This window comes from Flagellimonas alginilytica, from assembly GCF_042134605.1.
GTDB classification, from domain to species: Bacteria; Bacteroidota; Bacteroidia; order Flavobacteriales; family Flavobacteriaceae; genus Flagellimonas; species Flagellimonas alginolytica.
In genome coordinates, this window is the sequence record NZ_CP169638.1 from 1,133,673 (window position 1) to 1,155,158 (window position 21,486).

The window sequence follows — 21,486 nt, forward strand, 5'->3', positions numbered from 1 at the left end:
ACTAAAATTTCTTTTTAAAGAATACACTTCTAAATTTCATGGCTATCACACCAAAAATGGCCTCCCGGATAATTGCCGAGTTCATTTTAGATTTTCCTTCTACCCTATCGGTAAAAATTATCGATACTTCCTCTATCTTAAATTTTTTGAGGTACGCCCTATACTTCATCTCTATTTGAAAGGCATAGCCAATAAAGCGCACATTATCCAAATTAATGGTCTCGAGCACTTTTCGTTTGTAGCATACAAAACCAGCAGTGGGATCGTGCACTTTCATTCCGGTAATGAACTTTACATAGAAAGACGCACCATAGGAAAGTAAGATCCTGGCCAAGGGCCAGTTGACCACATTTACTCCTTTTTTATACCGGGAACCCACGGCAACATCGGCTCCGTTTAAGCAAGCTCTGTGCAATCTGGATAGGTCGGCAGGTCTATGTGAAAAGTCGGCATCCATCTCAAAAATGTACTCATATCCTTTTTTCAAGGCCCATTTAAAGCCATGGATGTACGCCGTCCCCAAACCAGACTTCTCTTTTCTGACTTCCAAAAACAGTCGTTCCGGAAAGTCAATTTGCAATTTCCGGACGCAATCGGCAGTACCATCCGGAGAGTTGTCGTCTACCACAAGTACATGAAAATTCTTCTTTAGATCAAAGACCGTTTTTATAATGGCCTCGATATTTTCAATTTCATTGAATGTGGGTATAATGACCAAGCCGTCTGACATTCGCACTGTATTAGTTTGTCAAAAATAAGGTTTTCTATCTTGCCTGCACAAGTAACCTTTGGCAAGTAATACGGTCACTGGTTCAATATTTGTAACTTTGCGCCTTTAAAAAACCTATTTTAATGTCTCAAAAGTTTCCCAGACTTTTTTTTATACTATTAGCGGTTCTTTTTGTACTCAATCTTGTTCAAGCTTCGATAACTGAATTGATTTACGATGAGGCCTATTACTGGTACTATGCGCAAAACTTGTCCTGGGGATATTTTGACCATCCTTCCATGGTTGCCTTTTTGATCAAACTAAGTAGTCTTTTCTTTGATGGTGAACTAGGGGTAAGGTTTATGAGCACCATACTTTCGGCCGGCACCTATATTTTGCTCTGGCTTTTGGTGGACAACCCCAAGAAAAAGGACTATGTTGTTCATTTTTTCTTGTTGGTGTTTTCTTTTACCTTGATGAACGCATATGGTTTTTTAACCTTGCCCGATACATCCCTACTGTTCTTTACCGCCCTGTTCCTATGGCTATACAAACGCTTTCTTGAAAACGAGGCTATCTTGACCACCATTTTACTGGGCCTGACCATGGCTGCGCTGATGTACAGTAAGTACCATGCGGTATTGGTCATCTTGTTTGTTTTCCTTTCCAACTACAAACTAATTTTTAACAAAAAAGCGTGGCTTGCAGTAATACTGGCCTTGATTTGCTACATTCCCCACTTTGTTTGGCTCTATCAGAACAACTTTGTATCCATTACCTTCCATTTGTACGAACGGCCCAACCAAGCCTATTCCTTTGATGGTTTTACATTGGGATATTTCTTGAACATTATTGCAATAATCGGTCTATTGTTCTATTGGATCTATGGTTCGCTTTTTAAGTTCAGGCCCAAGGATACTTTTTCCAAAGCTTTGGTTTATTTGGTATACGGTGTATTGATTTTCTTTTTCATTTCCAGTTTTAACAGAAGGGTACAAGCGCAGTGGACCATTGTTGTCTCGATCCCGTTGGCCATAATTGCTTTTGATTACCTGATCAGCAATAAAAAAAGTAGAAAATGGATGTACCGAACAGGTATTGTTAGCTTGGTGCTTTTAATGTACGCCAGAGCATGGATGGTACACTACCCGTTATTTCCCATGCTCTACGAAACCCATGGCAACAAGGTTTGGGCCAAAGAACTTAAAGAAAAGTCCGGGGGTGTTCCGGTGGTTTTCGAAAACTCCTATCGCAGGGCTCCCAAATATGAATTTTACTCGGGGGTTCCAGCCATTTCCTTGAACAATTATATGTACCGAAAAAACCAATATTCCATAGATGGTTCCGAAGAAAGGGTTCGTGGCAAAAAAGTATTGTACGTATCCAAATATAAAAAGAGTGGGGATGTGACCTATATGCATTTGGACAGCACCATATTTTTTGGAAACTATATTGAAAACTTTCAATCGTACCGAAATCTAAAGTGCATAGTGGACAAAAAGGAAAACAATACGGGTTATTCTTTAAAAGTATACAATCCTTATCCTTTTGACATCCCGTTGGAGCAATTAAAATTCACCATTTCCTATTCCAACAAACACAAACAAGTAAAACAAATGCGCTCTTTAAAAGTTAATAAGCTAACGCCGAAAGCATCAACCTTGCGGTCCAAGGACACTTTGTTCTATTCTTTTGACCTACCCCTGTCCAAAATGGAAAACCCATCTTACTTTAGGATTGGAATTGCAGAAAATGGATTGCCTCCCGGACTAAACGGACAACCTATTAAAATTGAATGATGGAACCGGTTGAAAAAACGATCATTTCTATAGATTGGATGACGGTTATACTGTTCATCAGTTTGGTTGTTTTGGCTTTGGGCAAGTATTTGTACCACAAAAAATTCTTGAATTTTATTATCCTTCCATTTAATGATAAATACATTCTTCTCCATAATAAAAAAGGGCAATTTTCCCATTGGTTCCATCTACTTTTAACCCTTTTCCAATTAATCAACCTTTCACTGTTTCTTTACTTGGTCTTAAGAACTTTTTCCTTGTTGCCGGATGGCGAACCTCTTACCATTTATTTTATATTATTGGGTTTTTTGGCCCTGTTCGAACTGGTTAAATTTTTAGTTCAAATGTTCACGGGATATGTTTTTAACAATACAGTTGTTATAAGCGGCCTGATTTTTAGTAAAATTTCTTACCTCAACTACAGCAGTATTGTAATTTTACTCACTAACATATTATTGATTTACATTACAACCAACTCAAAAACAGCAATATATACTGCAATTCTATGTGTTGCCCTAATTAATGGCATTGGTGTGGCCAAGCTGTTGAAGAACTATCAAAAAGCACTGTTCCCTTATTTTGTCTATTTTATTTTGTACCTTTGCGCACTCGAAATTGCGCCCTTGGTGTTAATTGGAAGCTATTTAAAAGGTTGATAACTTATGAAAGTAAAAACAATTTTGGTTTCCCAACCAGAACCCAAAGTCGAAAACTCACCTTACTCAAGATTAATTGAAAAAGAGAAAATTAAAGTAGATTTCAGACCATTCATTCATGTAGAAGGCGTAGAGGCCAAGAATGTTAGGCAACAAAAAATCGACTTGAACAACTTCTCTGCAATTATCTTGACCAGTAGAAACTCTGTTGACCATTTTTTTAGAATTGCTGACGAAATGCGCTTCAAGGTTCCGGATTCAATGAAATATTTTTGTCAGTCGGAGGCAGTTGCCTATTACTTACAAAAATATGTTGTGTACCGTAAGAGAAAAATCTATGTTGGAAAAAGGACTTTCAACGAATTGATTCCTCTGATCAAAAAGTATAAGGACGAAAAATTCCTATTACCCTCATCTGATTCCCTAAAACCTATTGTCCCCGAATTATTGGACGAATTGGGAGTGAATTGGACACGTGGAATTTTTTACAAAACCGTGATCAGTGATCTTTCCGACCTAAGAAACGTTTATTACGACATCTTGGTATTCTTTAGCCCTTCTGGCATTGAGTCCTTGATGAAGAATTTTCCGGATTTTGAACAGAACAACACGAGAATTGCCGTTTTCGGCAATAGTACGGTAAAGGCCGCGACCAATGCAGGACTTAGAATCGATATTCAGGCGCCAACGCCGGAGACTCCATCGATGACCATGGCACTGCAGAAATACATTACCAGTGTAAACAAATAAAGTCGAAATTTTGATCAATAAAAAAGCCCCGAAAATCGGGGCTTTATTTTTTTAGAATGCATACCGTTGCGGGCCTCCCCTTCGGATTTCCTCACTGGCATAAGATTCAAACTTTTTAAAGTTTTCCCTAAAGGCATTGCTCAATTTAAAGGCTGTTTTGTAGTAAGCCTCATCATTGTTCCAAGTAGTTCGTGGACTGAGCACTTCTTTAGGTACTCCAGGACATTCCCTTGGCTGTGCCACCCCGAATACGGAGTGTATATGATAGTTTTCGTAATTGTACAGCCCAAGTTTACCTGTTAATGCCGCACTTATCATTGCTCTGGTGTATTTTAACTTCATACGGGTACCAACTCCATATGGTCCGCCGGTCCAACCTGTGTTCACCAACCAAACATCAACACCGGACTCCTTCATTTTCTTACTCAACATTTCAGCATATTTAGTAGGGTGAAGCGGCATAAACGGAGCTCCAAAGCATGCCGAAAAAGAGGGCAGCGGTTCCACAACACCCGCTTCGGTCCCTGCAACCTTGGCCGTGTATCCGGAAATAAAATGGTATGCCGCTTGGGATGGTGTCAGCTTAGAAATTGGAGGCAACACACCAAAAGCATCGGCAGTAAGGAAGAAGATGTTCTTTACATTTTCACCAATGGACGGCTCTTGAATATTTTCGATATGATGGATCGGGTAACTTACTCTTGTATTTTGTGTAATGGAGGTATCGGCGAAATCGACCACCCCATTATCGTCCATGATTACATTCTCCAAAATTGCCCCCTTTTTTATGGCACCGTAGATCTCTGGCTCTTTCTCTTCGGCAAGGTCTATAACTTTTGCATAACAACCACCTTCAAAATTAAAAACCGTATTCTTGGAGGTCCATCCATGCTCATCATCACCGATTAGCTTTCTGTCGGGATCAGTGGACAAGGTAGTTTTTCCCGTTCCCGATAACCCAAAGAATATTGCGGTATCCCCATCTTGCCCCATATTTGCGGAGCAATGCATGGGCAAGGTGTTTTTATATACAGGTAGAATAAAGTTCAAAGCAGAGAAAATCCCTTTTTTAATCTCCCCCGTATACCCGGTACCCCCGATCAGGGCAATTTTTTTACTGAAATTAAGTATGGCAAAATTATGCTGGCGGGTTCCATCTTCCTTTGGATCGGCCTTGAAACCTGGTGCATTTACAACAGTCCATTCCGGGTCAAAACCTTGCAATTCTTCTTCGGTAGGGCGAAGAAACATGTTGTAGGCAAACATATTGGACCAAGGATATTCATTGATCAACCGTATGTTCAACTTATATTCTGGATCGGCACAAGCATAAGAGTCCCTAACATACAGCTCTTTATTGTTGAGATATGCGATTACTTTATCATAAAGCTTATCAAACTTTTCGCTCTCAAAGGGAATATTAATGTTGCCCCACCATATTTTATCGGATGTAATATCGTCCTTAACAATAAAACGGTCCATGGGCGATCTTCCCGTAAACTCCCCAGTATTAACGGCCAAAGCTCCAGAGGAGGCCTCTTTGCCCATACCCAACTCAATGGTAATGTCGTGCAGCTCGTCTGGTGATAGTTGATAATTGATATTATCGTGGGTTATCCCATACGTTTTTAACGAAATCGATTTCGTGGCTGAAGCAGAATCCTTCATAGTTTAGTTTATTTGTTGGTACAAAACTAGAAAATATTCGCTTTTCGACCTTTTAAATACGGGTTAATTGAGTTCTTTTTGGGTTAAAATGTGATATCCCAAATAAATCCAAGCCATGATCAAGAAAACTCCCCCGATTGGTGTTAAAAAGCCGATAATCTTAAAGTCAAATGAAGTTAAACTGTTCAATGCCAATAGGTAAATTGAAAAAGAGAACAATACAACACCCAATAGCAAAAGGATAAAAACCGGCTTCTTTGCTTTAATCTTAACACCATTATACATACCCAGGAAAAGAAGGAACAAGGCATGATACATCTGGTACCGAACCCCTGTTTCAAAAGTATCAACAGCTTCGGAATCCACCAGCTTCTCAAGCCCATGGGCGCCAAAAGCCCCCAACACTATCGCCAACATTCCCAAAAAGGTCCCAGTGAGTAAAATTGTTCTGTTCATAACTTTTATTTGCTATTTTTTTAAAAATATAACAATTTAATACCTTAGTAACGATTAAACAAAAGTAAACAAAACGCATGGTCCGCACTATATTGGTTTTAGGCGCAGGTAAATCAACCTCATACTTACTAGATTATTTTTTAAAAAAGGCGAATGAAGAAAATATTCATTTAAAAATCGGGGATCTTCGTCCCGAAAATATCCCCGATGAATTTTCCAGACATTCCAATTGCACGGTATTTACGTTGGATATTTTTAATGAGGCCGATAGGAAAAAAGCTGTATCGGAAGCCTCCATTGTAGTTTCCATGTTACCAGCAAGTCTGCACATCAACGTTGCACACGATTGTATCGAATTCAATAAACATCTTATTACAGCATCGTACATAAGTAACGAACTAAAGGCTCTGGATGATAAAGTAAAAGAAAAGGGCCTTGTATTTATGAACGAAATTGGTCTTGACCCTGGAATCGACCATATGAGCGCCATGGAGGTAATAGATCGCATCCGGGACGCAGGTGGAAAAATGTTGCTGTTCGAATCCTTTACCGGCGGATTGGTAGCCCCGGAAAGCGACACCAATCTATGGCACTATAAATTTACCTGGAATCCCAGAAACGTGGTACTGGCCGGCCAAGGAGGCGCAGCAAAATTTATCCAAGAGGGCACGTACAAATACATACCCTATCAAAAATTGTTCAGAAGGACAGAATTTATGGACGTCGAGGGCTACGGCACTTTTGAAGCCTATGCCAATCGCGATTCCTTAAAGTACCGCGAAGCCTACGGCCTGCAAGACGCGTTAACACTTTTTAGAGGAACCATGCGAAGGGTAGGTTTTTCCAAAGCATGGCAAATGTTTGTGGTCCTGGGCATGACGGATGATAGTTACTCCATTGAAAATTCCGAAGGAATGTCCTATCGCGAATTTGTGAATTTATTTCTTCCCTATTCGCCTACAGATTCGGTAGAGTTAAAAATGAGACATTACCTAAAAATCGACCAAGACGATATTATGTGGGGCAAGCTTTTGGACTTGAACATTTTTGACGACTCTAAAAAAATTCCGCTCAAAAATGCATCGCCTGCACAAATGCTCCAATACATACTTGAGGATAGCTGGACCCTGAAAGAAGACGAAAAGGATATGATCGTAATGTACCACAAGTTTGGATACGAATTAAATGGCGAAAAAAAACAGATTGATGCCAATATGGTGGTCATCGGTGAAAACCGACGTTATACGGCAATGTCCAAAACTGTAGGTCTTCCCGTAGCTATCGCCACCTTAAAAATCCTGAACGGAGAAATTACGACACCAGGTGTACAAATTCCTATAAGCAAAGAGGTATACGAACCTATCTTATCCGAATTGCGTACCCAGGGCATCGAGTTCAAAGAATATCAAGTTCCCTATTTAGGTTACAATCCCGATTCGGTAGCGAGTTAAAATTTGTTAGATTTTGGATACCTTTAGCTATACTTTAAAATTCAAGAAGTGAAAAACAATAACAGTTCCGTAAAAATAGACGGTATTGACAAAAAGATTCTAAGGTATCTCATGGAGGATGCAAGACGACCCATTCTCGAAATAGCAAGAAACATAGGCATTTCGGGAGCCGCAATACACCAAAGACTCCGCAAACTGGAAAGCTCAGGGCTATTGGCAGGATCCAAATTTGTAATCAACCCAAAAGTATTGGGCTATTCTACCATGGCCTACATCGGCATTTATTTGGACAAGGCCATGACCAACCCGCGAGCGGTAAAACAATTGGAAGAAATTCCGGAAGTACTGGAATGCCATTACACCACAGGAAACTGGTCCATACTCATTAAAGTATTGTGCCGGGACAACGAACACCTCATGCAGGTCCTCAATAAAAAAATCCAACAGATCGAAGGAGTATCACGAACAGAAACCTTTATCTCCCTGGATCAGCAAATTGATAGACAAATACGGATTTGATATTTGTATTGAATCTAAATAAATATTACATTTGACCCCATGAATGTAGTATTCAAATCCAAATATTATACACTTTATCAATCCACGGCCGAACGCCGATATTATATCGATTTTGGACAAAAACTAATTCGCATGTCTCTTTGCGAGCTGTTATCCCTTAGGCACAAAATACTATCCATCTCCATAGAAAATCATTTTGATAGTGATTTGAATTCCCACGGTTTCGAAGTTTTGATGCTTTGCAATAAAGAGCATTTGTTCATCCTTAATACCTTGGAGGTACTAGATCTTAAAAATCTTATCCATAATGGTTTTGTGGCCATAGGACTTTCTGCCAAAGCCGAAGCCCTTACGTAAAAGACCTGCTTACTTTTATCCAGTCTTAATTGGTTTCTAAATTAAAGGGACCAGTACGCTGTACAGATTTAAATCTGTAACTTTATATCACAATCACATTAGAAACTTAGTATTATGAAAGATATCGCAAGACAAAGTATGAGCATAAAAGTGGAATCCATGGATTTGCTCAACGGACAAATAAAAATGGAAGCCCATGCCTCTGCGACCTATTTGGCCATGGCCTCATGGTGCGAGCAAAATGGTTTTTTTACCAGCGCCAAATTTTTCTTTAAACAAGCAGAGGAAGAACGTGAACATATGATGAAAATCTTCAATTTTTTGGTTGATACCGGAGGGAACCCAATTTCACCGGAAGTAACCAATATCAATCACGATTACTCTTCCATTGTTGATGTATTTGAATCTACTCTGGAGCATGAGGTAAAAGTGACCAAATCGATCCACAATATTGTTAAAAAAGCCCGTGAATCCGGCGATATTGCAACCGAGCGTTTCTTGGATTGGTTTGTAATGGAGCAGGTGGAAGAAGAAAATACCGTAAGGGACATCTTGGATATGATCGAGGTAACGGGCACCGAAGGTGTTGGACTCCAAATGATCGACAATCAAGTAGCGAACTGGATTGACTAAAAAAATCCAATCACAACAACCAAAAAGAGGCAGATTTTCGTCAACCTGAACTTGTTTCAGGTTCTCATAGTGATTTTTTTATCAGTTTGACGAGATTCTGAAATGAATTCAGAATGACGACTTCAACACTTACAATAAAAAAAGGGGCCGATTGGCCCCTTTTTATTTGAGTTATAATCAATTCTTAATCTCTTCCTCCAAAAACCTGCACCGCCCAGTACAATAGGGAGGCCAAGGCGCCCAAAGCTGCGACCAAATAGGTTCTTGCCGCCCATTTTAGTGCATCCTCTGCTCCGGAATACTCCTCTTGGGTAACCATGTTCTTTTGCTTTAACCACACCAAAGCCCTTTTACTGGCATCGTACTCAACGGGCAGGGTAATAAAGCTGAACAAAGTGGCAAATCCCATCATAATCAAACCAGCAACAGCTATATAAAAGCCAATACCGCCCGCTACACCCGTAGCGGCCATCAGCATAATTCCACCAAAAACCACCCAAGTGGACATTCCAGAGGTAACGCTCACCACAGGAACCAATTTGGAACGCATGGTCAACCATTCATATGCCTGCGCATGTTGTACCGCATGTCCACATTCGTGTGCCGCCACCGCGGCAGCAGAAGCATTTCGTTGGTTGTACACACCTTCACTAAGGTTTACGGTTTTATTCTTAGGGTTGTAGTGGTCCGTCAACATTCCGGGTGTGGAAATAACCTTTACATCCCTTATTCCATGATCATCCAGCATTTTTTGGGCAATCTCCGCACCACTCATCCCATTGCGCAAATGCACCTTGGAATACTTCTTGAACTTACTCTTTAATCGGTTGCTCACCAGCCAGCTGATCAGGGCAATTCCCCCGATCAATATATAATATGTCATCATAATTTAATCGTTTATATAAATATACCACATAAATGCAAAAACCCCGCCAAATCGTGGCAGGGTTAAAATACTGTCAAAATGTTAGTCCAGTTAGACCAATACCGGATCTAAATGAAAAGTTTCGGCGATTTCTTTGTAAATAATCTCTCCTTCAACAACATTCAATCCTTTTTTTAAGGACGGATCCAATTTGCATGCACTTCTCCATCCTAGATTGGCCAATTGTAGCACATAGGGCAGTGTAACATTCGTCAAGGCAACTGTAGAAGTATAAGGCACTGCCCCTGGCATATTGGCTACACAATAGTGAACTACATCATCTATAATAAACACCGGGTCCTCATGGGTTGTAGGCTTGGTGGTCTCCACGCATCCTCCCTGATCTACGGCAACATCGACAATTACGGTGCCCGGATGCATATCCTTTAGCATATCCCTGGTGATCAAGTTGGGTGCCTTGGCCCCTTTTAAAAGCACTCCCCCAATAATAAGGTCGTGCGTTTTTATATGTTTTCTGATGTTGAACTCGTTAGAAAAACCGGTTACAACATGACTTGGCATAATGTCGTTCACGTACCGGAGGCGCTTCATGTTCACATCCAAAATAGTGACCTGCGCACCCAGACCTGCTGCCATTTTAGCAGCCTGAATACCAACAGTACCCGCTCCCAGAACCAAAACCCTACCTGGTGAAACTCCGGGAACTCCACCCAAAAGCACTCCTTTTCCCTTAACAGGCTTTTCCAGATACTTTGCTCCTTGTTGTATTGCCATTCTGCCGGCGACCTCGGACATTGGGGTTAACAAGGGCAAGGTTCCATCTTCATCTTCCACCGTTTCGTAAGCAATACAAATGGCCTTACTCCTGATCATGGCCTTGGTCAAGGCTTCACTCGAAGCAAAATGGAAGTACGTAAACACAATCTGTCCTTCCTGAATTAAACTATATTCTTCTGCTATGGGCTCCTTTACCTTAACGATCATATCGCTCATGGCATACACTTGACCAATGGTATCCAAAATTGTGGCCCCGGCCTGCTGATAATCCTGATTGAAAAAACCACTGCCTTCACCTGCACCTGATTGCACGTAAACCGTGTGATTGTTCTTTACCAATTCAAATACTCCAGCGGGCGTCATGCCCACCCGGCTCTCATTGTTTTTGATTTCTTTCGGTATCCCAACAGTCATTTTGTTGTTTTTAATGGTTTCTGGGACCAAAGTTGTACAAAAAAAATGAATCACAACAGAAATAATCGATAAAAAGTAGGGGTATCAGGTTAAATAATGTATTTTTTAACATTTATACCCTCTATTTATATAGGTTTAATTAACTTTTTTATATTTTTTTGACTTTGCACCCCTAATTTTTTAGGGGTTATTGTGTTTTAAACAAAAAAGCATGCCGGTCGGCATGCTTTTTTGAGGGTATTCTTATAAAATTCGTATTGATTTTATCGTAAGGTGATGTTTTCGTCATCCTGAACTTGATTCAGGTTCCCATAAAACTGATTTAATCGTATGAGATTCCGAATCGAGTTCGGAATGACAGCAACAATTTATCGGATTACCCAACAATATTTACAATTTTACCTGGAACCACAATTACCTTTTTAGGCTCTCTGCCCTGCAATTGTTCCTTCGTTTTTTCGTGGGCCAGCACCGTGGCTTCAATATCCTCCTTGCTCATATCCAACGGCAACTCCAATTTAAAGCGCATTTTTCCATTAAAGGATATCGGGTATTCCTTACTGCTCTCCACCAAATATTTTTCCTCAAACTTCGGGAAAGGCACTTCGGCAATGGACCCGGTATTGCCCAACCGCTCCCAGAGCTCTTCGGCAATGTGCGGCGCGTAAGGTGAAACCAAAACTGCCAATGGACCGAGAATCGCCTTGCTGGTACATTTTTGAGATGTTAACTCGTTTACACAGATCATAAAGGTAGATACGGATGTATTGAACGAGAAGTTTTCGATATCCTCTTCCACTTTTTTGATGGTCTTGTGCAGCGTTTTGAGATTATCGGCGGTGGGTTCCGTTTCGGCTCCGCTCAGCGACCCATTTGTATATAACTTCCAAAGTTTTTTAAGGAAAGAGTGCACTCCGGAAATACCTGCCGTATTCCAAGGTTTGGACTGCTCCAATGGCCCTAAAAACATTTCGTACAAACGAAGGGAATCCGCCCCATACTCCTCACAAATGGCATCGGGGTTCACCACATTGTATTTGGATTTGGACATTTTTTCGACCTCGCGCCCAACGATATATTTTCCGTCACCTTCAAAAACTATTTCATATCCCATTCCCTTATTTTTCAAATAACCATCCAAATCCAATTCATCGGATGCATTCACCAATGAAACATCAGCGTGTGTTTTCATTAATGCTATGTCAAAGACAACTTGAGTTGGCGAATCTTCACTCAATTCAGAAATATATTTGATGTCAGGGAATTTTTCTAAAATCCAACCTTTTGCCCTATCATAATTATTGTGATTCCTTGTTTCTTCATATTCTTTTTCACCAATCAATAGCAAAATTGGCCTTTGCACATCCTTAGCAATTCCTTTTTTATCTCTTTCTAAATCATTTATTGAGTTATAAGTGCTAAAAGAAAATAAATAACCATACACAAAAGCACTCGTCCCCGTGATCATCCCTTGGTTGATCAACTTTTGGGCATATTCGTCCTTGGGCACATAACCCATATCAAACATAAACTTCTGCCAAAAGCGGGAATACAACAAGTGGCCCGTAGCGTGCTCGCTACCTCCAATATATAAATCCACATCTTGCCAATAGTTGATGGCTTCTGGAGAGAAAATAGCGTCATCATTACGCGGATCCATATACCTATTAAAGTATTGGGAACTTCCTGCCCAACCCGGCATGGTATTTAATTCTAGAGGGAATACAGTTTCATGATCAATTAATTGATTATTGACCACTGTACATTGTTTTACGTCCCACGCCCATTCGGTGGCGTTGCCCAATGGCGGCTCACCCGTTTCGGTGGGAAGATATTTTTCCACTTCGGGCAATTGCAAGGGCAAATGCTCCAAATCGATCATTTGCGGCATACCATCCTTATAATAAACAGGAAAAGGTTCGCCCCAGTAGCGCTGACGGCTAAATACGGCATCGCGCAAACGGTAGTTCACTTTTCCTTCGCCATGTCCGATCTTCTCCAACTCGGCAATGGCTTTCTTCATGGCATCCTTATAAGATAATCCATTCAAAAAGTCAGAATTGGCAATAATAGTAGTTTCCTTATCGGCAAATGCCTCTTCGGAAATATCCACCCCTTCAAAAATATTGGGGATATCTATATTATAATGTTTTGCAAAATCATAATCGCGTTGGTCGCCGCAGGGTACGGCCATAACCGCTCCCGTTCCATAACTGGCCAACACGTAGTCGCCAATCCAAATCGGGATAGGTTCTTTGGTAAACGGATGCTCTGCATAAGCTCCCGTAAATACCCCTGAAATGGTTTTTACATCGGCCATACGGTCGCGCTCGGAACGTTTTGCCGTAGCTTCCACATAAGCATCAACCTCAGCTTTTTGCTCCGGGGTCGTAATTTTGGCCACCAATTCATGCTCAGGAGCCAACGTCATAAAACTTACACCGAAAATGGTATCGGGGCGGGTGGTGAAGACTTCTATCTCGTAAGGCTTCTCGACTGTGCTCGAAGTGACGTCCCGGTCGCTTCGACTACGCTCAGCGTCCAACACATTAAAAGTAACCGAAGCACCCACGGAACGCCCAATCCAGTTCGTCTGGGAATCTTTTAATGGCTGAGGCCAATCAATTTTATCCAATCCGTCCAACAAACGCTGGGCATAAGCTGTGATGCGCATGCTCCATTGCGTCATTTTTTTACGAACCACGGGGTGACCTCCACGCTCGGAAACCCCATTTACGATTTCATCATTGGCCAAAACGGTTCCAAGGGCAGGACACCAGTTCACTTCGGTATCCGCCAAATAAGTCAATCTGTATTTTAAAAGGATTTCTTGCTTTTCCTTGTCGGAATACGCATTCCAAGTGGCAGCATCAAAACTTGGGACATCATCATCACAAGCAGCATCAACATTGGCATTTCCTTCTTTTTCAAAAATGGAAATCAGACCGGAGATGTTTTCTGCTTTGTCGGATTTCTTGTTGTACCAAGCGTTGAACAATTGGATAAAAATCCATTGTGTCCACTTGTAATATTGTGGGTTGGAGGTTCGCACTTCGCGGCTCCAATCAAAAGAAAAACCTAGTTGGTCCAACTGCTCGCGGTACCGGTTAATGTTGTTTTCCGTCGTAATCGCAGGATGCTGACCCGTTTGAATCGCATATTGCTCCGCTGGCAACCCGAAGGAATCGTAGCCCATTGGGTGCAACACATTGAATCCTTTGTGTCTTTTGTAACGCGAATAGATGTCCGTGGCAATGTATCCTAGCGGGTGCCCTACGTGCAGGCCTGCCCCCGAGGGGTAAGGGAACATCGACAATGCATAAAATTTAGGTTTATCGGAATCGTTGGATGCCTTAAAAGTTTCATTTTCTGCCCAATACTTCTGCCATTTGGCTTCAATCTCGCGGAAATCGTAATTCATTGTTAATCTTGTTCAATTTCGTGTGCAAAAATAGGTTTAATCCCCTAAATACAATTTACTTTTCTATTTTTACGTACTGATTCATATTCTATGAGCCAATATATTGAACGATATCAGAGACGAAAACTGATTTCCTCCTACTTTTCCGTGGCTTTGAGCATTGCCTTGGTCCTGTTTCTTTTGGGTGTTTTGGGCCTTTTGGTGCTCAACACCAAAAAATTGGCAGACCATTTTAAAGAGCAGATCACTATTTCGGTGTTTTTGAAAGATAATGCCAAGCCGGTCGAGATTGACCAGTTACAAAAAAGTTTGGCCCTTGCGGAGCACACAAAATCCGCCGAATACATTTCCAAAGAAGATGCGGCGGAACAATACAGCGAAGATATTGGCGAAAACTTTGAAGAGTTTTTGGGCTACAATCCCTTGAAAAATTCCATCGATGTGCATTTAAAGGCCGATTTTGTCTCTCCACAACAAATTGATGAGATTGCAGAAGACTTGGCGGCCAAGGCCTACGTGGACGAAGTTAGCTATGACAAACCCTTGATCTCCTTGCTCAACAACAACGCACGGAAAATCAGTTTATGGATATTGGTGGCCAGTGCTGTTTTCACCGTAATTGCCGTTTTATTGATTAATAGTTCCATCCGACTTTCCATTTATTCCAAAAGATTCATTATTAAAACCATGCAAATGGTAGGCGCCACCAAAACCTTTATCCGAAGGCCTTTTATCTGGACCAACATTAAACTGGGCATGGTCGGGGCAGTTGTCGCTTTGATCGGGTTGGGTGTATTGGTGTTCTATATCGACAAAAACTTCCCCGAACTGAATCTTTTGCAAGATTATATCGTTCTCATTATTTTGTTCGTTAGTGTATTTGGTTTGGGCGTTATCATTTCGTGGGCCAGCACCCATTTTGCGACCCAACGCTTTTTAAACCTGAGAACGGACGATCTTTATTACTAAATTTGCAGCATGAGCAAGAAAAACAACAACGGTTCAAAGCCTACAAAAGAATTTGTTTTCCAGAAGAAAAACTATCTCTTCCTATTTATAGGTATTGCCTTTATTGCCCTTGGGTTTATTTTGATGAGCGGTGGCGGAAGCGACGACCCCGAAGTATTCAACCCCGAGATATACAACTTTAGAAGAATCCGTCTTGCACCAACTTTAATTCTTATTGGTCTGGGCATTCAAGTGTACGCCATTTTGTTGAATCCTAACAAGAAAAACAAGGAGTAATTTGGAGATAATCGATGCTATTATCCTTGGAATCATTCAGGGATTGACCGAATTTTTACCCGTTTCGTCCAGCGGACACTTGGAATTGGGAAAAGCCATATTGGGAGCACAGGCCGTTCCAGAGGAAAGCCTTTTATTTACCGTAATCTTGCACTTTGCCACGGCACTGAGCACCTTGGTGGTATTTCGGAAAGATGTTTTCGATATTTTAAAAGGCCTCTTTCAATTTAAATGGAACGAAGAGACCCAATTTTCCTTAAAGATCGTTATTTCGATGATTCCCGCCGCCTTGGTAGGATTGTTTTTAAACGATTTTATCGAAGTATTTTTTGATGGGGCCATTGTAATCGTAGGGATAATGCTCATAATTACGGCATTTTTACTGTATTTGGCAGATTTGGCCAAAACTACGGAAAAAGGTGTTTCTTTTCGTAGTTCCTTTATTATTGGAATGGCACAGGCCGTTGCCATTCTGCCCGGTATTTCCCGAAGTGGGGCAACTATTTCGGCTGCCGTACTTTTAGGAGTTGACAAGACAAAATCGGCACGTTTTTCCTTTTTAATGGTAGTCCCGTTGATCTTGGGAAAAGTGGCCAAAGATCTTATGGGAGGCGAAATCAATTTTCATGGTGATCAGGCCATAGCCATGGGGGCAGGGTTTGCAGCCGCTTTTTTTGCCGGATTGGCAGCCTGTACCTGGATGATCAAGCTGGTACGCCAGAGCAAGCTTAGTTATTTTGCCATTTACTGTTTAATAGTTGGGTTAATTGCCCTTGCTTGGAGCATTTGGGGATAGATCAGTATATTTGATGCCAAAATCCCAATTTTTTGAATACCCAAGAAGATTTTTTGAACGGTCGGATACTCTTGATCGATAAGCCTTTGGAATGGACTTCGTTCCAAGCAGTGAATGCCCTAAAATGGGCCATCCGGAAAAAATTCAATCTAAAAAAAATTAAAATTGGCCACGCTGGAACATTGGACCCTTTGGCCACAGGACTATTGATCATCTGCACGGGAAAATTCACCAAAAAAATTCCAGAGCTTCAAGGACAGATAAAAGAGTACACAGGAACTTTTACTTTGGGAGCTACTACGCCTTCATACGACCTGGAGACCGAAGTGAACGAGACCTTTCCCACAGAACATCTTACCAATGAATCAATCCAAGAAGCCACGACACAATTTTTAGGAGAGATTGACCAAGTACCCCCTATTTTTTCAGCCTTAAAAAAAGATGGGAAGCGATTATATGAACTCGCCAGGGAAGGCAAACAAGTGGAGATAAAATCAAGAAAAATAGAAATTCTTGAATTTGAGATTACCCGAATTAATCTCCCCGAAGTGGACTTTAGGGTAGTCTGTAGCAAAGGGACCTATATACGTTCGCTTGCGCACGATTTTGGCAAGGCTTTGGCGTCCGGGGCCCATCTTAGCAAACTAAGAAGAACCAAAATAGGGGATTTCAACGTAGATAATGCTACAAGCCCCAATGTTTTCAAGGAAAAACTTGAGGTAAATACACCGACCTAAATAGGTCCAAATAAAATATTTTAATAAAAAAGCGGTTATAGTAAAGCCATGAACCTTAACAAGAGCCAGTTATCACTTTTGATTACTTTCTTCTCTATGTCCATAGTGATTTTATTGCTTTTCAATATTCACTTAGGAGGCATAAAAGAGGATGAGTATGTTATTGAAATGAGCCTGGCCGATGAGGACATAGAAAAACTTATTGAGGAGGAGGAAGAACGCTTGGAAGAAATGCAGGCAGCCAATGACCCCATTAAAAGCCACATGGCCGTAAACCAAACAGCAAAACCAAGTGTGGGAAACCCCGAACCCTTAAAAACACTGGAAGAGCTCATGGAAGAAAGAGCTTTGAGCAGCGAGACGGGAGAATATGCAGATAACTCAGGTTTTGAAGAGCAATTGAAACAATTGCGAGCCCAACGTGATGAGAAAAAGGAAAAATTAGGGGAACGTGATGCCCAAAAAGAAGAGTTTACCGATTACCTAAAAGATAGGCGAACTTCCATTTCCTATTCTTTGGTGGACAGAAACGCATACTACCTACCCCCACCGATTTATACCTGTATTGAAGGAGGAAAAGTTGTTGTGAATATTTCCGTGGATGACAATGGTTATGTAACGGAAGCCAGCTTTAACGATAAAAGTTCTGGAACCGACAACGGTTGTTTGGTGGACAACGCGATTGCCTATGCCCTGAAAGCACGTTTTAGCCCAGATTCCAAGGCGTCACAAATTGGAACGATCACTTATCTATTCCAAAGCAAGTAATTCCAAGATATCCTCTAGAATATTTTCACCTTTGTTTTTATTGTACCAGACCTGAAGTTCTTGTTTAAACTCATCGGTGAGCTTACCATGTTCTCTTTTGCAATCCTCCACCATTTGAGTAGCTATGCTTGGCCTGGGACCCCACTCTCCCACAATTTCGTTATGGTCGGCATCAAAAACTATCACTTTGGGAATTGACCTTGCTCCATTGGTCAAAAATGCATCCATTAAATCGAGACTTTCATCTCTCAAAACAGCCTTAAAGTCAATATTGGGGTTTGCTTCCGCTATTTTATTGATAATTGGTAGGCTAGCTGCCGCATCGCCACACCAGCTCTCGGTCAGGGCCAAAAACACCAGATTCCCTTTTAATTGGGATAGCTTTTGTTGGTCATCTTCAGAAATTTTAAATGTTTTGTCCCAACGAGCCATTCTACGGTCGCCAAGTTTGGTATAATTAATTAGGGCATCGGATTGAACAGGACCAGTAGTTTTACCGGATTTTGCGAGTTCGCTCACCAATTCGCTATAAGTTCTGTAATCCATCCCTTTCTGAAGATATTCCCGGACTATTTCCAATCGATTCTTTTCCAATACTTCCATAAAATTGATTTTTTCAAAAGTACATTGGGCCATCCACCCATTTTCTGACTTTTGTCATTGGTAGTTATTAGAGGCTATTCCTTACAATGCTTTGGGGTTAATGGCCAAACTCTTGAACAACATCGCTTTGGCATGGAAAAATTTGTTCTGCATTTCGTTCTGCTTTATGTAAGCATCGATAAGCTTGCTTTCCCTGGAATTGATCAAAAACAGGGAACTTTCCCCAAAACTGAATTTACGTTCTTCGGCGGTCAACATCGTGGAATAGTCATTTACTATATCCCGGATGAGTTGATTTTGTTGGGTAAAAGAGTCCAACTCGTTATAAATGGCAATTACTTTGTTCTGAATTTCCACTTCGGCATTGTCGCGCTCATATTCGGCATCCCTGAGTTTAAATTTTGCCAATTTTAGGTCTCCACGTTCCTTGCGCAGGAATATGGGCATTTGAAAACTTAAGCCCGCTTTGTAGTTCTCGGTAACAAATGAGTTTATGAATTCTGGTGTTTCGGTTATAAAATTGTATTCCGCCTTTAATTTTGGCAATAGTTTATTGGCTTTCAATCTTTTGTCAACCGTCAACCCTTCTATTTTATAGTTCAATGACAAAAGTTTCGGATGTGATGCCAAACTGAAGCTATCCAATGGCATACCCTCGATCTCCAATGTTGAATTGATATCCATCTCGGGCTCCAAATTAGGTCTTACCCCAGGTTGAAGCTCAACGGGCACATCCTCGATCCATAGGTAATTACTGAGTTCGAGTGATTTTTTCATCAGTTTCACCTTGGCTTGTTGATAACCTAAATCCCGGTTTCGAACAGCAATTTTTGCCTCTACTGTATCGATCATGGCAACTTCGCCGGCCATGGCACTTTCCTTGACCCCCTGAAAACGAGTTTCGGCATTTTGTAAAAAATCCCGGTACACTTCGGCATCCTTAAAGGCCCTTAACCAATCAAAATAGGCCAATGAGGCATTGTATAAGACTTGGTTTACCTGTAGATCTTGTTCGGCTTTGGTCTGTTCCCTAAAAAACTTTGCCCTTTTTAAGGTTGCCATTCGCTCATTGATCCAAAATCCTTGCAATACGGACATGGAGACCCCTGCACTGTACAGACCATCATCTGGCAAAGTCTCGTCGGGATTGAGATAGGTACCCTCACGCTGTTGATAATTCCCTTTTAGCTCAATACCAAACCATGTAGGTATCTTAAAAGTCGTATTCAATCGATCCCAATACTCGGTCCCTTTAAACTCTTTGGTATCGTAATCTACCTCAACTTTAGGGTCAAAACCACCCCTTGCTTTCATAAGGTTGGCCTGCCCTATGGCAATATTCAGTTGTGCCTGCTTGGCAATGGGGTGATATTTTTTTACATACCCCAAATATTCCTTAAAGCCGAGCACCGATACATCTTGTTGTGCATAAAATGTACAGGTAGCAAAGATCAGTAGGGCAAAAAATAAAAGTTGGCTTCTATTTCTTTGTGGCATTTGCGCTAGTATTTTGGGGTTGATAATAATTTGGAGGGAAGCCGTTGAGCTGTCTCCACAATTCAAACCAAACCGGAACGTCTTCCAAAAGTGCGATGGTACTTGCTCCGGATCCTACACGAATATCTTTTGGCCATGGGGCTTCTTCTTCGTCCGGCGCCAATAGTACCCGGTATTTCCCATTGGGGCTGATGAAGTTTTCGATGGCCACGACCTTACCGCCAAAAGTACCGTAGGATGCATTGGGCCAGCCGCTAAATACGATAGCCGGCCACCCATCAAACTGAATCCGCACTTTTTCATCCAAATGGATCAAAGGCAAATCTATGGGCTCCACAAATGTTTCTACGGCCACATCATAATTAGCGGGCATTATACCTACCAATTGGGCACCTTCTTTAAAAGTTTCCCCGATTCCGGATTGGATCGCCTTTGTAATATACCCATTTTGAGGAGCACGTATGTACAGCATATTGTTCCTCATCTCGTAGTTGGTATATTGATTCTCCAATTTTGTTACCTGTGCCTCGGAATCGAACTGATTGGATTGCGCCGTGTAAAGATCGCTCTGTGCCTTGGAAATCTTATCCGTATACTCCGCCTTTACCCTATTGATTTCCACTTGCGCATTGATCACATCGTTTTTACTGGTCAACAATTTGTTTTCCTGACTTATCAATTTGGCCTGGGTCTCTTGCAACTTAAGGCGTTTCTCCTCAACATCTGTCACAGCTTTTAGGCCTTCTTCTTGTAATTTTTGAGTACGATCGTACTGCCGTTGGGCAATGGTAATGTTGGTGTTTGCCGCTTCCAGATCAATACTGTCGCTTTTCACCTTTAATTTGGACTGCACCAATTTATTTCGGGCTTGCTCCAATTTTAGTCCCAACTCACTTTTGAGTGCATTTATTTGTTGGTTCAGCGCTTTGACCTTTTCCTGATACGACGTTACGGCCATTTCCTTTGCTTTGATCTGCTGACCGGTGCGCTCTACCAAATTGGGGTCGAAATACTCACTTTTTACTTCGGAAATATATAGGATGGTGTCCCCTTTTTGCACATAGTCCCCTTCTCTTACATACCATTTTTCTATTCGGCCAGGTATCGGGGACTGTATGGTCTGCGGTCTTTGATCCGGTGTCAGCGTTGTAAGGAACCCTCTACCCGTGATATTCTGTGTCCAGGGCAAAAACATCATAAAGAACACTGTTATGGAAAAATATGCCAAAAAGCGATTAAAATGTTTGTAATGTCTTTTATGAAAGACTTTTTGGCCCGCCTTATAACCTGTAAGGTCCACTTTCTCGTTCAACTTGTTATTGGAAGAAATATTGAGCATGAGCT

General features: G+C 41.3%; 21 protein-coding genes. 12 read left to right on the forward strand and 9 right to left on the reverse strand.

What is annotated here, in order from left to right:
• Position 1: 1 nt before the first annotated feature.
• A complete protein-coding gene (locus tag ABTP35_RS04985; RefSeq protein WP_224836260.1) occupies positions 2-730 on the reverse strand; it encodes a polyprenol monophosphomannose synthase in 729 nt (242 codons plus the stop codon).
• Between the two features lie 122 nt (positions 731-852).
• On the opposite strand from ABTP35_RS04985, the gene ABTP35_RS04990 reads away from it, so the two are divergent.
• The 3 genes from ABTP35_RS04990 to ABTP35_RS05000 are packed head-to-tail and all read left to right on the forward strand — an operon-like array spanning position 853 to position 3,914.
• Positions 853-2,508 (forward strand): glycosyltransferase family 39 protein, encoded by a 1,656-nt coding sequence (locus tag ABTP35_RS04990; RefSeq protein ID WP_293298772.1) that lies wholly within the window; start codon positions 853-855, stop codon positions 2,506-2,508.
• Positions 2,505-3,164 (forward strand): DUF4271 domain-containing protein, encoded by a 660-nt coding sequence (locus tag ABTP35_RS04995; RefSeq protein WP_293298769.1) that lies wholly within the window; start codon positions 2,505-2,507, stop codon positions 3,162-3,164. Before ABTP35_RS04990 ends, ABTP35_RS04995 begins: the two co-directional genes overlap by 4 nt.
• Before the next feature lie 6 nt (positions 3,165-3,170).
• Positions 3,171-3,914 carry a uroporphyrinogen-III synthase gene (locus ABTP35_RS05000; protein ID WP_224836257.1) on the forward strand — a complete coding sequence of 248 codons (744 nt, stop codon included), beginning with the start codon at positions 3,171-3,173 and terminating at the stop codon, positions 3,912-3,914.
• A gap of 51 nt (positions 3,915-3,965) precedes the next feature.
• On the opposite strand, the gene pckA is transcribed toward ABTP35_RS05000, so the two are convergent.
• Together pckA and ABTP35_RS05010 are read right to left on the reverse strand one after the other, a co-directional pair.
• Positions 3,966-5,582 carry a phosphoenolpyruvate carboxykinase (ATP) gene (gene pckA, locus ABTP35_RS05005; RefSeq protein ID WP_293298766.1) on the reverse strand — a complete coding sequence of 539 codons (1,617 nt, stop codon included), beginning with the start codon at positions 5,580-5,582 and terminating at the stop codon, positions 3,966-3,968.
• Between the two features lie 63 nt (positions 5,583-5,645).
• Positions 5,646-6,038, reverse strand: coding sequence for a DUF423 domain-containing protein (locus tag ABTP35_RS05010; protein ID WP_293298763.1), 393 nt, complete (start codon positions 6,036-6,038; stop codon positions 5,646-5,648).
• A 77-nt stretch (positions 6,039-6,115) separates the two neighbouring features.
• On the opposite strand from ABTP35_RS05010, the gene ABTP35_RS05015 reads away from it, so the two are divergent.
• From ABTP35_RS05015 to ABTP35_RS05030, 4 genes are all read left to right on the forward strand, one after another.
• Positions 6,116-7,489 carry a saccharopine dehydrogenase family protein gene (locus tag ABTP35_RS05015; protein WP_293298760.1) on the forward strand — a complete coding sequence of 458 codons (1,374 nt, stop codon included), beginning with the start codon at positions 6,116-6,118 and terminating at the stop codon, positions 7,487-7,489.
• A gap of 48 nt (positions 7,490-7,537) precedes the next feature.
• The gene (locus tag ABTP35_RS05020) at positions 7,538-8,008 is read left to right on the forward strand and encodes an Lrp/AsnC ligand binding domain-containing protein (RefSeq protein WP_224836253.1); all 471 of its coding nucleotides are present in this window, start codon (positions 7,538-7,540) and stop codon (positions 8,006-8,008) included.
• A 39-nt stretch (positions 8,009-8,047) separates the two neighbouring features.
• The gene (locus tag ABTP35_RS05025; protein ID WP_224836252.1) at positions 8,048-8,365 is read left to right on the forward strand and encodes a hypothetical protein; all 318 of its coding nucleotides are present in this window, start codon (positions 8,048-8,050) and stop codon (positions 8,363-8,365) included.
• A gap of 114 nt (positions 8,366-8,479) precedes the next feature.
• Positions 8,480-8,998: a ferritin gene (locus ABTP35_RS05030; RefSeq protein WP_224836251.1), complete on the forward strand. Its 519-nt coding sequence runs from the start codon at positions 8,480-8,482 to the stop codon at positions 8,996-8,998.
• Positions 8,999-9,182: 184 nt separating this feature from the next.
• On the opposite strand, the gene ABTP35_RS05035 is transcribed toward ABTP35_RS05030, so the two are convergent.
• From ABTP35_RS05035 to ABTP35_RS05045, 3 genes are all read right to left on the reverse strand, one after another.
• Positions 9,183-9,884 carry a zinc metallopeptidase gene (locus ABTP35_RS05035; protein WP_224836250.1) on the reverse strand — a complete coding sequence of 234 codons (702 nt, stop codon included), beginning with the start codon at positions 9,882-9,884 and terminating at the stop codon, positions 9,183-9,185.
• Positions 9,885-9,974: 90 nt separating this feature from the next.
• Positions 9,975-11,075, reverse strand: a complete 1,101-nt coding sequence (ald, locus tag ABTP35_RS05040) for an alanine dehydrogenase (RefSeq protein WP_293298754.1) — start codon at positions 11,073-11,075, stop codon at positions 9,975-9,977.
• A 376-nt stretch (positions 11,076-11,451) separates the two neighbouring features.
• Positions 11,452-14,496, reverse strand: coding sequence for a class I tRNA ligase family protein (locus ABTP35_RS05045; protein ID WP_293298751.1), 3,045 nt, complete (start codon positions 14,494-14,496; stop codon positions 11,452-11,454).
• A 90-nt stretch (positions 14,497-14,586) separates the two neighbouring features.
• Between ABTP35_RS05045 and ABTP35_RS05050 the strand changes: the two genes are divergently transcribed.
• The 5 genes from ABTP35_RS05050 to ABTP35_RS05070 are packed head-to-tail and all read left to right on the forward strand — an operon-like array spanning position 14,587 to position 18,042.
• Positions 14,587-15,465 (forward strand): ABC transporter permease, encoded by an 879-nt coding sequence (locus tag ABTP35_RS05050; protein WP_252080761.1) that lies wholly within the window; start codon positions 14,587-14,589, stop codon positions 15,463-15,465.
• 9 nt (positions 15,466-15,474) lie between these two features.
• Entirely contained in the window at positions 15,475-15,741 is a 267-nt protein-coding gene (locus tag ABTP35_RS05055) for a DUF3098 domain-containing protein (RefSeq protein ID WP_293298747.1), read from the forward strand.
• 1 nt (position 15,742) lies between these two features.
• Positions 15,743-16,537, forward strand: a complete 795-nt coding sequence (locus ABTP35_RS05060; protein ID WP_224836245.1) for an undecaprenyl-diphosphate phosphatase — start codon at positions 15,743-15,745, stop codon at positions 16,535-16,537.
• Between the two features lie 32 nt (positions 16,538-16,569).
• Entirely contained in the window at positions 16,570-17,274 is a 705-nt protein-coding gene (truB, locus tag ABTP35_RS05065; RefSeq protein ID WP_224836244.1) for a tRNA pseudouridine(55) synthase TruB, read from the forward strand.
• Positions 17,275-17,322: 48 nt separating this feature from the next.
• Positions 17,323-18,042 carry a hypothetical protein gene (locus ABTP35_RS05070; protein WP_293298743.1) on the forward strand — a complete coding sequence of 240 codons (720 nt, stop codon included), beginning with the start codon at positions 17,323-17,325 and terminating at the stop codon, positions 18,040-18,042.
• Here ABTP35_RS05070 and ABTP35_RS05075 read toward each other — a convergent pair.
• From ABTP35_RS05075 to ABTP35_RS05085, 3 genes are all read right to left on the reverse strand, one after another.
• Positions 18,025-18,645 (reverse strand): thioredoxin family protein, encoded by a 621-nt coding sequence (locus ABTP35_RS05075; RefSeq protein WP_293298740.1) that lies wholly within the window; start codon positions 18,643-18,645, stop codon positions 18,025-18,027. The genes ABTP35_RS05070 and ABTP35_RS05075 overlap by 18 nt on opposite strands.
• A gap of 81 nt (positions 18,646-18,726) precedes the next feature.
• Positions 18,727-20,142, reverse strand: coding sequence for a TolC family protein (locus tag ABTP35_RS05080; protein WP_293298737.1), 1,416 nt, complete (start codon positions 20,140-20,142; stop codon positions 18,727-18,729).
• A complete protein-coding gene (locus ABTP35_RS05085) occupies positions 20,126-21,481 on the reverse strand; it encodes a biotin/lipoyl-binding protein (protein ID WP_293298734.1) in 1,356 nt (451 codons plus the stop codon). Before ABTP35_RS05085 ends, ABTP35_RS05080 begins: the two co-directional genes overlap by 17 nt.
• Positions 21,482-21,486 lie beyond the last annotated feature (5 nt).

Coding starts and splice junctions, on each gene's coding strand:
- ABTP35_RS05015 (WP_293298760.1), top strand. CDS start 6,116: ATGGTCCGCACTATATTGGTTTTAGGCGCAGGTAAATCAACCTCATAC.
- ABTP35_RS05045 (WP_293298751.1), bottom strand. CDS start 14,496: ATGAATTACGATTTCCGCGAGATTGAAGCCAAATGGCAGAAGTATTGG.
- ABTP35_RS05010 (WP_293298763.1), bottom strand. CDS start 6,038: ATGAACAGAACAATTTTACTCACTGGGACCTTTTTGGGAATGTTGGCG.
- ABTP35_RS05075 (WP_293298740.1), bottom strand. CDS start 18,645: ATGGAAGTATTGGAAAAGAATCGATTGGAAATAGTCCGGGAATATCTT.
- ABTP35_RS04985 (WP_224836260.1), bottom strand. CDS start 730: ATGTCAGACGGCTTGGTCATTATACCCACATTCAATGAAATTGAAAAT.
- ald (WP_293298754.1), bottom strand. CDS start 11,075: ATGACTGTTGGGATACCGAAAGAAATCAAAAACAATGAGAGCCGGGTG.
- pckA (WP_293298766.1), bottom strand. CDS start 5,582: ATGAAGGATTCTGCTTCAGCCACGAAATCGATTTCGTTAAAAACGTAT.
- ABTP35_RS05000 (WP_224836257.1), top strand. CDS start 3,171: ATGAAAGTAAAAACAATTTTGGTTTCCCAACCAGAACCCAAAGTCGAA.
- ABTP35_RS05025 (WP_224836252.1), top strand. CDS start 8,048: ATGAATGTAGTATTCAAATCCAAATATTATACACTTTATCAATCCACG.
- ABTP35_RS05050 (WP_252080761.1), top strand. CDS start 14,587: ATGAGCCAATATATTGAACGATATCAGAGACGAAAACTGATTTCCTCC.
- ABTP35_RS05085 (WP_293298734.1), bottom strand. CDS start 21,481: ATGCTCAATATTTCTTCCAATAACAAGTTGAACGAGAAAGTGGACCTT.
- ABTP35_RS04990 (WP_293298772.1), top strand. CDS start 853: ATGTCTCAAAAGTTTCCCAGACTTTTTTTTATACTATTAGCGGTTCTT.
- ABTP35_RS05055 (WP_293298747.1), top strand. CDS start 15,475: ATGAGCAAGAAAAACAACAACGGTTCAAAGCCTACAAAAGAATTTGTT.
- ABTP35_RS04995 (WP_293298769.1), top strand. CDS start 2,505: ATGATGGAACCGGTTGAAAAAACGATCATTTCTATAGATTGGATGACG.
- ABTP35_RS05080 (WP_293298737.1), bottom strand. CDS start 20,142: ATGCCACAAAGAAATAGAAGCCAACTTTTATTTTTTGCCCTACTGATC.
- ABTP35_RS05070 (WP_293298743.1), top strand. CDS start 17,323: ATGAACCTTAACAAGAGCCAGTTATCACTTTTGATTACTTTCTTCTCT.
- ABTP35_RS05030 (WP_224836251.1), top strand. CDS start 8,480: ATGAAAGATATCGCAAGACAAAGTATGAGCATAAAAGTGGAATCCATG.
- ABTP35_RS05035 (WP_224836250.1), bottom strand. CDS start 9,884: ATGATGACATATTATATATTGATCGGGGGAATTGCCCTGATCAGCTGG.